Raw genomic sequence first — 12,414 nt, forward strand, 5'->3', positions numbered from 1 at the left:
TCACCTTTCCGCCCTTACGGCGGGTCCCTTTTTGTCGTGGCAAAAAGGAACCAAAAACCGTCGGCTCCCATCATCCGGCCCCTACGCTTCGCTCCGGGGTCCCCTCGCTACGGGCCTGCTCCCGGGAGTACGCGCTGCAGGCCCCATCCATGGGGCCTCAGCGCTTGACGGGCATCCATGCCCGTCACCTCCCTCCGCAGTCCCTTCGCTCGGCCTCCTGAAGTCGCAATCGGCGGCGCCTGAACTACCGCGCGCTTAGAAGCCAAAGCCAAAGCCAAAGCCAAAGCCAAAGCCAAAGCCAAAGCCAAAGCCAAAGCCAAAGCCAAAGCCAAAGCCAAAGCCAAAGCCAAAGCCAAAGCCAGCAAGAGCCTGGCGGACTGGGGTGGCTCGGATATAAAAAAACCCGCACTGTCGCCAGCGCGGGTTTTCGGTCAGACCGGAACGATCAACGCTCCAGCAGAATCCGCAGCATGCGGCGCAGCGGCTCGGCCGCGCCCCACAGCAGCTGGTCACCGACGGTGAACGCGCCCAGGTACTGCGAACCCATGTTCAGCTTGCGCAGGCGGCCAACCGGAACGTTCAAGGTACCGGTAACCTTGGTCGGGCTCAGCTCCTGCATGCTGATTTCACGCTGGTTGGGCACCAGCTTCACCCAAGGGTTGTGCTGGCTGATCATGCCTTCGATGTCGGCCAGCGGCACGTCCTTGTTCAGCTTGATGGTCAGCGCCTGGCTGTGGCAACGCATGGCGCCGATGCGCACGCAAATGCCGTCGACCGGGATCGGGCTCTTGAAGCGGCCGAGGATCTTGTTGGTCTCGGCCTGGGCCTTCCACTCTTCACGGCTCTGGCCGTTCGGCAGTTCCTTGTCGATCCACGGGATCAGGCTGCCAGCCAGCGGCACGCCGAAGTTTTCGGTCGGGAACGCTTCGCTGCGCATGGTCTCGGCAACCTTGCGGTCGATGTCGAGGATGGCGCTGGCCGGGTTGGCCAGGTCATCGGCAACGGCTGCATGGGTAGCACCCATCTGCTTGATCAGCTCGCGCATGTTCTGCGCGCCGGCACCCGAGGCCGCCTGGTAGGTCATGGCGCTCATCCACTCGACCAGGCCGGCTTCGAACAGGCCGCCCAGGCCCATCAGCATCAGGCTGACGGTGCAGTTGCCACCGATGTAGTTCTTGGTACCCGCGTCCAGCTGCTGGTCGATGACCTTGCGGTTGACCGGGTCGAGGATGATCACCGCGTCATCCTGCATGCGCAGGGACGAGGCGGCATCGATCCAGTAACCCTGCCAGCCGGCTTCACGCAGCTTGGGGAAGACCTCGTTGGTGTAGTCGCCGCCCTGGCAGGTCAGGATCACGTCGAGGGTCTTGAGCTCTTCAATCGAATAAGCGTCCTTGAGCGGAGCTGTATCCTTGCCCACGTTCGGGCCCTGGCCGCCAACATTGGAGGTGGTGAAGAACACCGGCTCGATGAGGTCGAAATCCTGCTCCTCCAGCATCCGCTGCATGAGCACGGAACCGACCATACCGCGCCAACCGATCAGACCTACACGTTTCATCGCAACTACACCTTTGCTAAAAGTGGGCCGCCACCGGGAATTTTGGGTGGCGGGCCAGAGAGATTACAGATTCCGCAGCGCTGCGACTACTGCGTCGCCCATTTCCTGCGTACCAACTTTGCGGCAGCCTTCCGAGTAGATGTCGCCGGTGCGCAGGCCCTGGTCCAGGACCAGGCTCACGGCCTTCTCGATCGCCTCGGCGGCAGCCGACTGATTGAAGCTGTAACGCAGCATCATCGATACCGACAGGATGGTCGCCAGCGGGTTGGCGATGCCAAGGCCTGCGATGTCCGGCGCCGAGCCGTGGCACGGCTCGTACATGCCCTTGTTGTCGGCATCCAGCGACGCCGAAGGCAGCATGCCGATGGAACCGGTGAGCATGGAAGCTTCATCCGACAGAATGTCACCGAACATGTTGTCGGTCACCATCACATCGAATTGCTTGGGCGCGCGCACCAGTTGCATGGCGGCGTTGTCGACGTACATGTGGCTCAGTTCCACATCCGGGTAGTCCTTGGCCACGTCCTCGACCACTTCACGCCACAGCTGGCTGGAAGCCAGGACGTTGGCCTTGTCCACCGAGCACAGCTTCTTGCCACGCACGCGGGCCATGTCGAAGCCGACACGGGCGATGCGGCGCACTTCGCTTTCGCTGTACGGCAGGGTGTCGTAGGCCTGGCGCTCGCCGTTTTCCAGCTCGCGCTGGCCACGCGGGGCACCGAAGTAGATACCGCCGGTCAGCTCACGGACGATGAGGATGTCCAGGCCGGAAACGATCTCGGGCTTGAGCGACGAGGCATCGGCCAGTTGCGGGTAGAGGATGGCCGGGCGCAGGTTGGCGAACAGGCCCAGTTGCGAACGGATTTTCAGCAGGCCGCGCTCGGGGCGGATGTCACGCTCGATCTTGTCCCACTTCGGCCCGCCCACTGCGCCCAGCAGCACGGCATCGGCCTTGCGCGCACGCTCCAGGGTCTCGTCGGCCAGCGGCACGCCGTGCTTGTCGATGGCGGCGCCACCGATCACATCGTGCTCCAGGCTGAAGCCGAGCTGGAACTTGTCGTTGGCCAGCTCCAGCACCTTGACCGCCTCGGCCATGATTTCCGGGCCGATACCGTCACCTGGGAGAATCAGAATCTGCTTGCTCATGCTTTCCTCTATCCATTCACGCGGTGCGGCCAAGCGGGCCCCACCGAAAAGTTCTTAACGCTCGGCCCACAACACCAGCACATCGGTGCTGAACGAACCGTCGGCCTCGATCTGGTAATACTGCCGCACTTCTTCACCCATGGCTTGCTGCAATTGGCGAATTGCCACGCGCATCGGCTCGGGGGTGCGCATGCGCTCGACCCAGCTGGAAAACTCCAGGCGCAGCGGCTGGCGGGTGTGGCTGCGCACATGCAAACCAGCCTCGCTGACCTGCCGCTGCCATTCGGCGGCGGAATAATCGCGCACGTGGCTGGTGTCGCGCAGTACTTCGACTGTTTGCAGGTAGGTGTCGAGCAGCGGGCTGCCCGGCGACATCACATCAATGAACGCCGCCACGCCACCCGGCTTGAGCACGCGGCGCACTTCGCGCAGGGCCAGGCCCAGGTCGCTCCAGTGGTGGGCCGAGTAGCGGCTGAAGACGAAGTCGAACGAGGCATCGGCGAACGGCAGGCGTTCGGCGGCACCGCGCTCGGTGGTGATATTGGCCAGGCCGCGCTCGGCGGCGGCACTGGCGACCACATCGAGCATGGCCTGCGAGAGGTCGTAGGCGACCACTTCGGCGACCAGCGGGGCGATGTGGAAGCTGACATGACCGGCGCCGCAGCCCAGGTCCAGCACGCGGGCAGTGCCCTGCCCTGCCAGTTCGGCCTGCAGCAGGGCGAATTCACTGCCCTGGGCGTGCACGGCGCTGCTGAGGTAGGCGCTGGCCTGTTCGCCGAACTGGCGTTGGACCACATCGGTGTGCTGGGTGCTGGTCATGTCTCGATCCTTTTGGTTTCTTGCTGCCTGTACCGGCCCTTTCGCGGGCATGCCCGCTCCCACAGGTCCTCTACAGGTTTCGAATCTTGCGCCGTACCTGTGGGAGCGGGTTCACCCGCGAAGAGGCCGGTACTGTCACCTACATATTTCAGGCATCCCGGAACAGCCAAGGCTGCGCTGCACGGTGCTTGCCTTCGAAGGCCTTGATCGCGTCGCTGTCCTGCAAGGTCAGGCCGATGTCGTCCAGGCCGTTGAGCAGGCAGTGCTTGCGGAACGCATCGATCTCGAAGTGCAATACCTTGCCATCCGGGCGGGTCACCGCCTGGGCCTGCAGGTCGATGACCAGCTGGTAGCCCGGGTTGGCTTCTACCTGCTTGAACAGCTCGTCGACTTCCTCATCGCTGAGGATGATCGGCAGCAAGCCGTTCTTGAAGCTGTTGTTGAAGAAGATGTCGGCAAAGCTCGGCGCGATCACGCTGCGGAAACCGTACTCGTCCAGCGCCCACGGGGCATGTTCGCGGCTGGAGCCGCAACCGAAGTTCTCGCGCGCCAGCAACACGCTGGCACCTTGATAGCGGTCGTGGTTGAGCACGAACTCCTTGTTCAGCGGGCGCTTGCTGTTGTCCTGGTAGGGCTGGCCCACGTCCAGGTAACGCCACTCGTCGAACAGGTTGGGGCCGAAGCCGGTGCGCTTGATCGACTTCAAGAACTGCTTGGGGATGATCTGGTCGGTGTCGACGTTGGCACGGTCCAACGGCGCGACGAGGCCAGTGTGCTGGGTAAAGGCTTTCATGCTGCGCTCCCTTGGATCAACTCGCGAACATCGATGAAGTGGCCGGTCACCGCGGCGGCGGCGGCCATGGCCGGGCTGACCAGGTGGGTACGGCCACCGGCACCCTGACGGCCTTCGAAGTTGCGGTTGGAGGTGGACGCGCAATGCTCGCCGCTCTCCAGGCGGTCCGGGTTCATCGCCAGGCACATCGAGCAGCCTGGTTCACGCCATTCGAAACCGGCTTCGAGGAAGATCTTGTCCAGGCCTTCACGCTCGGCCTGGGCCTTGACCAGGCCCGAGCCCGGTACCACCAGCGCCTGCTTGACGTTGGCAGCGACCTTGCGGCCCTTGGCGATTTCGGCGGCGGCGCGCAGGTCTTCGATGCGCGAGTTGGTGCACGAACCGATGAATACGCGGTCGAGCTTGATATCGGTAATCGCCTGGTTGGCGGCAAGGCCCATGTACTTGAGGGCACGCTCGATCGAACCACGCTTGATCAGGTCTGGCTCGGCAGCCGGGTCCGGTACGCGCTGGTCGACGGCAAGGACCATCTCCGGCGAGGTGCCCCAGCTGACCTGCGGCTTGATTTGCGCAGCATCGAGCTCGACCACGGTGTCGAACACCGCGTCAGCGTCGGAAACCAGGCCTTTCCAGGCCTCCACCGCCTGCTTCCACTGCTCGCCCTTCGGCGCGTACGGGCGGCCTTCGACATAGGCAACGGTGGTGTCGTCCACCGCCACCAGGCCTACGCGGGCACCGGCTTCGATGGACATGTTGCAAATGGTCATGCGGCCTTCCATCGACAATTCGCGGATGGCGCTGCCGGCAAATTCCATGGCGTGGCCGTTACCACCGGCGGTACCGATCTTGCCGATCACGGCCAGGACGATGTCTTTGGCAGTAACGCCGGCAGGCAACTGGCCTTCCACCCGCACCAGCATGTTCTTCATCTTCTTGGCGACCAGGCACTGGGTAGCGAGCACATGCTCCACCTCGGAGGTGCCGATGCCGTGGGCCAAGGCACCGAAGGCGCCGTGGGTAGAAGTGTGCGAGTCACCGCAGACCACGGTCATGCCAGGCAAGGTGGCACCCTGCTCAGGGCTGATAACGTGGACGATACCTTGACGCTCGTCATTCATCTTGAATTCGACGATGCCGTATTCGTCACAGTTCTCGTCGAGGGTCTGCACCTGCAGGCGCGACACTTGGTCGACGATGGCTTCGATACCGCCCTTGCGCTCTGGCGTGGTCGGCACGTTGTGGTCCGGCGTAGCGATGTTGGCGTCGATGCGCCAGGGTTTGCGGTTGGCCAGGCGCAGGCCTTCAAAGGCCTGGGGCGACGTCACTTCATGGATGATGTGACGGTCGATGTAGATCAAGGACGAGCCGTCATCACGGCGCTTGACCTCATGGGCTTCCCAGAGTTTGTCGTAGAGCGTTTTGCCAGCCATCAGACTGTTCCTCATCAGCGTCTTTCTATGCCAAAGACCCCTTGGCTTGTACGGACGATGCTATGGCGATAGATTGAATAACTCAAATTCATAATTTTCATGCTTTGCATAACCATCAGGAATTCAAGCAATGGACCTGGCCAACCTCAGTGCTTTCATCGCCATCGCCGAAACCGGCAGTTTCTCTGGCGCCGGCGAGCGCCTGCACCTGACCCAGCCAGCCATCAGCAAGCGCATCGCCGGGCTCGAGCAGCAGCTGGATGTGCGCCTGTTCGACCGCCTGGGCCGTGAGGTGACCCTGACCGAAGCCGGGCGCGCCTTGTTGCCGCGGGCCTACCAGATTCTCAATGTGCTCGATGATACCCGCCGCGCGTTGACCAATCTGACCGGAGAAGTGAGCGGTCGCCTGACCCTGGCCACCAGCCACCACATTGGCCTGCACCGCTTGCCCCCGCTGCTGCGGGCCTTCACGCGTGAATACCCTGCAGTGGCATTGGATATTCAGTTCATGGATTCGGAGCAGGCCTACGACGAGATTCTGCATGGCCGCGCCGAGATTGCCGTTATCACCCTGGCGCCCGAGCCGCACCACCTGGTCAAGGCCGTGCCGGTGTGGGACGACGCCCTGGACTTCGTCGCCGCACCCGAGCACCCGCTGGCCAACAACCATGAGGTCAGCCTGGCCGACGTCGCCCGCCACCCGGCCGTATTCCCCGGCGGCAACACCTTTACCCACCATATTGTCCAGCGCCTGTTCGAAAGCCAGGGCCTGACGCCGAACATCGCCATGAGTACCAACTATCTGGAAACCATCAAGATGATGGTGTCGATCGGCCTGGCCTGGAGCGTGCTGCCGCGCACCATGCTCGACGAACAGGTTGCACCCATCGCCTTGCCGGGCATACAGCTGTCGCGCCAGCTAGGCTACATCTTGCACACGGAGCGCACGCTGTCGAACGCGGCCAGGGCATTCATGGCCTTGCTCGACAGCCACGCGGGGCCCGCCTGACCGGTCGTAAGCCCGGTATTGCCACCTCCAAGGACGCGTCATACGCCAAAGGTCTGGTACCGATGCCCAAATCAGCGAATCGCTTTTTGCGCCTGCCGCGCATACCCGCGGCCGACCCTCAGGAGTCGGAACAGGCCTGGCAGAACGCCCCGCAACTGCTGGCTGCGCTCAACGGCGCCCGGCTGGGTGCCTGGCTATGGGATATCGAAAGCGGCCGGGTCAGCTGGTCACGGGGCACCCAGGCCCTGTTCGGCTTCGACCCGCAGCGCCCGCTCCCCGCCGATATCGACTACCTCGACCTGCTGCCCGAGGAAGACCGTGCGCGCACGCGCCAGGTGTTCCAGGCAGTGTTCAACGGCGAACCGGTGGAACAGGCCATGCGCCACCGTATCCGTTGGCCGGACGGCAGCCTGCACTGGCTGGAGATCAACGGCAGCCTGACCCACGACCTGCACGGCCGGCCACAGATGATCGGGGTGATCCGCGAAATCACCCGTCAGCGCGAGCGGGAAACGGCGCTGATCAATTCGGAAAAACGCTTCGCCACCCTGTTCCACCTCAGCCCCAATGCCATTTTGCTCACCCGCCGCCACGACGGCATGATCTTCGAGGTCAACCAGCACTTCGAAGACATGTTCGGCTGGCCCGGCAGCCAGGTGATCGGCAAGACCAGCCTGGAACTGGGCTTGTGGGTCAACCCCGAACAGCGCCAGCAGATGCTGGAATCGACCCGCGCCAACAGTGGCCCGCTGATTCTCGAGGTGCAGTTCCGCGCCATCAGCGGCAAGGTGCACGACGGCATCCTCTGCACCCAGGGCATCGAGCTGGAAGGCGTGACCTTCCTGATCAGCACCTTCATCGACACCACCGAACGCAAGCGCGCCGAGCAAGCCCTGAAGGACAGCCAGGAACGCCTGGACCTGGCCCTGGACTCGGCACAGCTGGGCACCTGGGACTGGCACATCCCCAGCGGCATGCTCTACGGCTCGGCCCGCGCCGCGCAGTTGCACGGCCTGCCGCCAATCCCCTTTCACGAATCGTTCGACGCGTTTTTCGAAGGGGTACCGGAGCAGGAACGCAACTCGATGCGCCAGGCCTATCGCAGCCTGCGCGAAGGGCCTGCCGGCAACTACCAGATCACCTACCGGGTACAACTGGAAAACGGCATCTCGCGCTACATCGAAAGCCGCGCCAGACTGTACCGCGACGAGCAGGGCAACCCACTGCGCATGGCCGGCACCTTGCTCGACATCACCGACCAGGTGGAACGCGAACAGCGCCTGAGCGCCTCGGAAGAGAAGTTCGCCAGCCTGTTCCAGGTCAGCCCCGACCCGATCTGCGTCACCCGTCAGGACACTGGCCAGTTCATCGAGATCAACCCGGCGTTCACCCAGACCTTCGGCTGGGGTACCGACCAGGTGATCGGCCGCACCGCCGAGGAAATCGGCCTGTGGGCGGAGTCCATCGAACGCGCGCAACGCATCGAGCGGGTCATCCGCGAGCAGGCACTGAGCAACGTCGCCGTGGTGGTCAACCACCGTAATGGCGCGCCACTTACCTGCGTGATTTCCAGCCGCCTCATCACCGTCGATGACCAGCCCTGCAGCGTGACCACCCTGCGCGACATCACCCAGCAGCAGCGCGCCGAAGCGGCGCTCAAATCCAGCGAGGAAAAGTTTGCCAAGGCCTTCCACTCCAGCCCCGACGCCATCACCATCACCGAACGCCATAGCGGTCGCTACCTGGAAATCAACGACGGTTTCTGCCGCCTGACCGGCTACAGCGCCGCCGAAGTGGTCGGCCACACGGTGTACGAGATCGGCATCTGGGCCGACGACAAGCAGCGCAGCGCCCTGCTGGCCGAATTGCGCGAGCGTGGCCGGGTGCACCACCGCGAGATGCTCGGGCGCAACAAGCGTGGCGATATCCTTACCGTAGAGGTGTCGGTGGAGCCGATCACCCTCAACGAAGTGGACTGCCTGCTGCTGACCGCCCGTGATGTCAGCCAGCTGAAGAACGCCCAGGCACAGATACGTCACCTGGCCTACCACGACCCGCTGACCAATCTGCCCAACCGCGCCCTGCTGATGGACCGCCTGAGCCAGCAGATCGCCCTGCTCAGGCGCCACAACCTGCGCGGCGCCCTGTTGTTCCTCGACCTCGACCACTTCAAGCACATCAACGACTCGCTGGGCCACCCGGTAGGCGACACGGTGCTGAAGATCATCACGGCGCGGCTGGAAGCCAGTGTGCGCCTGGAAGACACCGTGGCGCGCCTGGGTGGCGACGAGTTCGTGGTATTGCTCAGCGGCCTTGAGGGCAGCCGCGAGCTGGTCGAAGAGAAAGTCCGCGGGCTGGCCGACACCCTGCGCGAACTGCTGGCCGAGCCGATGTCGCTGGATGGCCAGCGCCTGCAGGTAACACCCAGCATCGGCGTGGCGCTGATCCCTGACCACGGCGCTACCCCGGCCGACCTGCTCAAGCGTGCCGATATCGCCCTGTATCGTGCCAAGGATTCCGGGCGCAACACCACCCAGCTGTTCCATACCACCATGCAGAAAGCTGCCAGCGAGCGCCTGCGCATGGAAAACGACCTGCGCCTGGCCCTGGCCCGCGGCGAGCTGGCGCTGCACTTCCAGCCACAGGTGGATGCCCGTGACAACCGCATCGTCGGCGCCGAGGTACTGCTGCGCTGGCATCATCCGCAACTGGGTCAGCAGCCGCCCGCGCAATTCATACAGGTGCTGGAAGAAAGCGGCCTGATCCTGGAGGTTGGCAGCTGGATCCTCGATGAGGCGTGCGATGCCTGCGCGCGCATGCTCGCCGACGGGCTGATCGACGCCGATGATTTCAGCCTGTGCGTGAACATCAGCCCACGGCAGTTCCGCCAGAACGACTTTGTCGGGCGAGTGCTACGCAGCCTGGACGATTACCGCCTGCCACGGCAGATGCTGAAGCTGGAAATTACCGAAGGCATCGTTATCCAGAACCTGGAAGACACCATCAGCAAGATGCGCGAACTGAAGCGCTATGGGGTGAGCTTTGCGATGGATGACTTCGGCACTGGCTATTCCTCGCTGACCTACCTGAAACGCCTGCCGGTGGATGCGCTGAAGATCGACCAGACCTTCGTGCGCGATGCACCGGTTGACCCCAACGATGCCGAAATCGTCCGCGCCATCGTCGCCATGGCTCGCAGCCTGGACCTGGCGGTGATTGCCGAAGGGGTGGAGCTGACCGAACAGCTGGAGTTCCTGGAACGGCTGGGGTGCCACCTGTACCAAGGGTACTTGCACAGCCGACCGCTGCCGTTGCCGGAGTTTCGGCAGATGTTGCTGGAGGCGCCGGCGGATTACTGAAACCGATGCGGATGCGATTCCTGTGGGAGCCGGCCTTCAGGCGATCACAATAAAAAGGGCACCCCTAAGGGTGCCCTTCTTCACATCTACACGATCAGTTCAGCGCTGGCTTGTCGCCGTTGATCGGAATGCGCTTGGCCTTGGCTTCTTCAGGCACGATGCGCAGCAGGTCGATGCTGAGCAGGCCATTGGCCAGACCGGCGGCCTTGACTTCGATATGGTCGGCCAGGCGGAACGACAACTTGAAGGCGCGCTGCGCGATACCCTGATGCAGGTAGGTCACTTCAGTAGCGCCATTGTCGCGCTTGCCACCAGTAACAGTCAGGACGCCTTTTTCAACCTGCAGGTCGAGGTCTTCTTCCTGGAAGCCGGCTGCGGCAACCACGATGCGGTAGTGGTCATCGCCATGTTTTTCCACGTTGTAGGGCGGGTAGCTGCTACCGGCCTCGTTACGTGCCGCGGATTCGAACAGGTCGTTGAAACGGTCGAAACCAACGGAATGGCGGAACAGTGGAGCGAGAGAGAAAGCAGTGGTCATGGTCATTAACTCCTGAGATTCAGCAAGTAAGTCATTACGCGACCCGTCTTCGGCATCGCGTACTCAAGAGATATGGCCAGAGGGAAAGCTTTCAAGGGGGAGGTAGAAAAAACTGAATTCTGCTTTTGATTTGATGGCCTCTTCGCGGGTGAACCCGCTCCCACAGGATCAACACAGGCCTTGAGACTTGCGCAGTACCTGTGGGAGCGGGTTCACCCGCGAAAGGGCCGGATCAGGCAATACAAGCTTCGAAGGAAACCGCCTCACCCCCCAGCAACCGGCTGATCCGCGCACAATCATCCTCCCGCCGCAACTCGGCAAACAGCACAACCGCTTCGGGATAACTGCGGGTCAGCATTGCCAACCACTGCTTCATCCGCCCCGGCGCATAGCGCGGCGACAACTTGGCCTGGGCCTGCCGCCAGAACTCGCGCAGCAACGGCAGCAGGTCGTCCCAGCTCATCGGCCGATACTCCCGCCCGTCACGCGCCGCGGCAATCTGCAGCCCCAGGTCGGGGCGCGAGACCAGCCCGCGGCCCAGCATGATGTCTTCGGCGCCACTGACCTCACGACAACGCCGCCAGTCGTCCACGGTCCAGATCTCGCCATTGGCGAACACCGGTACCTTGACCACATCCTGCACCCGTGCCACCCACTCCCAGTGAGCCGGCGGCTTGTAGCCCTCGACCTTGGTCCGCGCATGTACCACCAGGTGCGCCGAGCCGCCTTCGGCCAGCGCCGTGGCACACTCCAGCGCGCCATCGGGGCTGTCGAAACCCAGGCGCATCTTCGAGGTGACCGGGATATCCGCCGGCACGGCACGGCGCACTTCACGCACAATGGCGTGCAGCAGCTCCGGCTCCTTGAGCAGCACCGCTCCACCGCGTGACTTGTTGACGGTCTTGGCCGGGCAACCGAAGTTCAGGTCTATCACCGGTGCGCCCAGTTCGCAGGCCAGGGCGGCGTTTTCCGCCAGGCACACAGGGTCCGAACCCAACAACTGCACGCGCATTGGCACCCCGGCGGCGGTTCGCGCGCCATTACGCAACTCGGGTGCCAGCTTGTCGAACGAGGAAGGCGGCAGCAGGCGGTCGCACACGCGAATGAACTCGGTGACGCACCAGTCGATACCGCCCACGCGTGTCAGCACGTCGCGCAGGATGTTGTCGACCAGCCCCTCCATGGGGGCCAGGGCAATTTGCATGTCGGGGTCTCGGCGGAAAAAGCCGGCAGTCTAACAAAATTTGCCGCTGTTTCAGGCGCCGATCAGCGCCGGGCCGTAACCGTCGAGGAACTCCGCGGGCATGCGCCTGGGCTTGCCGCTGGACAGCTCGATGCAGGCAAAGGTGGTCTGGGCGCGCAGCAAGGTCACGCCGTCGCGCGGGCGCTTGAGCTGGAAGCGCCGGGTCATGCGCAGGCGCTGGTCCCAATCGATGATCCAGGTAGCCAGCTGCAACTCGTCATCCTCGTAGGCAGCGGCCAGGTAGTCGATTTCGTGGCGCACCACGGCCATCGCCCGGTCCAGCCGGCGATATTCGGCCAGGTCCAGGCCCAGGCGCTGGGAGTGGCGCCAGGCGCAGCGCTCCAGCCAGGTAACGTAGACCGCGTTGTTGGCGTGGCCGAGGCCATCGATATCCTCGCTGCCGACGCGCAGATCGATGATGAAGGGTGTTGCCAGGTCCCAGCTCATGCACACTCCTGTGAAAACGGTGCATAAATTTGATAGCCGGGGGCGCGTTGCGCCCCTTTCGCGACACAAGGC

Annotated in this window: 10 protein-coding genes; 2 read left to right on the forward strand and 8 right to left on the reverse strand. The window is 63.4% G+C overall.

Annotated features, from left to right (window positions below; translation table 11 throughout):
• Positions 1-445 precede the first annotated feature (445 nt).
• The 5 genes from asd to leuC form a co-directional block, all read right to left on the reverse strand.
• On the reverse strand, positions 446-1,558 hold the full coding sequence (asd, locus tag J5M58_RS23100) for an aspartate-semialdehyde dehydrogenase (RefSeq protein WP_112253309.1): 1,113 nt from the start codon (positions 1,556-1,558) through the stop codon (positions 446-448).
• A gap of 63 nt (positions 1,559-1,621) precedes the next feature.
• Positions 1,622-2,704 carry a 3-isopropylmalate dehydrogenase gene (gene leuB / locus J5M58_RS23105; RefSeq protein ID WP_112253310.1) on the reverse strand — a complete coding sequence of 361 codons (1,083 nt, stop codon included), beginning with the start codon at positions 2,702-2,704 and terminating at the stop codon, positions 1,622-1,624.
• Positions 2,705-2,758: 54 nt separating this feature from the next.
• Complete coding sequence (locus tag J5M58_RS23110; protein ID WP_207879729.1) at positions 2,759-3,523, reverse strand: class I SAM-dependent methyltransferase; 765 nt, start codon at positions 3,521-3,523, stop codon at positions 2,759-2,761.
• 148 nt (positions 3,524-3,671) lie between these two features.
• The gene (gene leuD / locus J5M58_RS23115; protein ID WP_112253313.1) at positions 3,672-4,316 is read right to left on the reverse strand and encodes a 3-isopropylmalate dehydratase small subunit; all 645 of its coding nucleotides are present in this window, start codon (positions 4,314-4,316) and stop codon (positions 3,672-3,674) included.
• Positions 4,313-5,746 (reverse strand): 3-isopropylmalate dehydratase large subunit, encoded by a 1,434-nt coding sequence (gene leuC / locus J5M58_RS23120; protein ID WP_013971600.1) that lies wholly within the window; start codon positions 5,744-5,746, stop codon positions 4,313-4,315. The genes leuD and leuC overlap by 4 nt, the downstream gene beginning before the upstream one ends.
• A 130-nt stretch (positions 5,747-5,876) precedes the next feature.
• Between leuC and J5M58_RS23125 the strand changes: the two genes are divergently transcribed.
• Both J5M58_RS23125 and J5M58_RS23130 read left to right on the forward strand, forming a co-directional pair.
• On the forward strand, positions 5,877-6,755 hold the full coding sequence (locus tag J5M58_RS23125; protein WP_112253314.1) for a LysR family transcriptional regulator: 879 nt from the start codon (positions 5,877-5,879) through the stop codon (positions 6,753-6,755).
• A gap of 62 nt (positions 6,756-6,817) precedes the next feature.
• Positions 6,818-10,114, forward strand: coding sequence for a PAS domain S-box protein (locus tag J5M58_RS23130; RefSeq protein WP_207879731.1), 3,297 nt, complete (start codon positions 6,818-6,820; stop codon positions 10,112-10,114).
• 94 nt (positions 10,115-10,208) lie between these two features.
• Here the strand turns inward: J5M58_RS23130 and J5M58_RS23135 are convergent, their stop codons facing one another.
• The 3 genes from J5M58_RS23135 to J5M58_RS23145 form a co-directional block, all read right to left on the reverse strand.
• Entirely contained in the window at positions 10,209-10,652 is a 444-nt protein-coding gene (locus tag J5M58_RS23135; protein WP_112253348.1) for an Hsp20 family protein, read from the reverse strand.
• Between the two features lie 232 nt (positions 10,653-10,884).
• Entirely contained in the window at positions 10,885-11,856 is a 972-nt protein-coding gene (locus tag J5M58_RS23140) for a tRNA-dihydrouridine synthase (RefSeq protein ID WP_207879733.1), read from the reverse strand.
• Positions 11,857-11,907: 51 nt separating this feature from the next.
• Entirely contained in the window at positions 11,908-12,342 is a 435-nt protein-coding gene (locus J5M58_RS23145) for a thioesterase family protein (RefSeq protein WP_112253317.1), read from the reverse strand.
• Positions 12,343-12,414: the final 72 nt, after the last annotated feature.

The sequence above is a fragment of the Pseudomonas sp. 32_A genome, from assembly GCF_017490905.1.
In the GTDB taxonomy this organism is placed as follows: domain Bacteria; phylum Pseudomonadota; class Gammaproteobacteria; order Pseudomonadales; family Pseudomonadaceae; genus Aquipseudomonas; species Aquipseudomonas inefficax.

What these genes read in the sequence shown, in the direction of transcription:
- asd (WP_112253309.1), bottom strand. Translation starts at nt 1,558, where the DNA reads ATGAAACGTGTAGGTCTGATCGGTTGGCGCGGTATGGTCGGTTCCGTG.
- leuB (WP_112253310.1), bottom strand. Translation starts at nt 2,704, where the DNA reads ATGAGCAAGCAGATTCTGATTCTCCCAGGTGACGGTATCGGCCCGGAA.
- J5M58_RS23110 (WP_207879729.1), bottom strand. Translation starts at nt 3,523, where the DNA reads ATGACCAGCACCCAGCACACCGATGTGGTCCAACGCCAGTTCGGCGAA.
- leuD (WP_112253313.1), bottom strand. Translation starts at nt 4,316, where the DNA reads ATGAAAGCCTTTACCCAGCACACTGGCCTCGTCGCGCCGTTGGACCGT.
- leuC (WP_013971600.1), bottom strand. Translation starts at nt 5,746, where the DNA reads ATGGCTGGCAAAACGCTCTACGACAAACTCTGGGAAGCCCATGAGGTC.
- J5M58_RS23125 (WP_112253314.1), top strand. Translation starts at nt 5,877, where the DNA reads ATGGACCTGGCCAACCTCAGTGCTTTCATCGCCATCGCCGAAACCGGC.
- J5M58_RS23130 (WP_207879731.1), top strand. Translation starts at nt 6,818, where the DNA reads ATGCCCAAATCAGCGAATCGCTTTTTGCGCCTGCCGCGCATACCCGCG.
- J5M58_RS23135 (WP_112253348.1), bottom strand. Translation starts at nt 10,652, where the DNA reads ATGACCACTGCTTTCTCTCTCGCTCCACTGTTCCGCCATTCCGTTGGT.
- J5M58_RS23140 (WP_207879733.1), bottom strand. Translation starts at nt 11,856, where the DNA reads ATGCAAATTGCCCTGGCCCCCATGGAGGGGCTGGTCGACAACATCCTG.
- J5M58_RS23145 (WP_112253317.1), bottom strand. Translation starts at nt 12,342, where the DNA reads ATGAGCTGGGACCTGGCAACACCCTTCATCATCGATCTGCGCGTCGGC.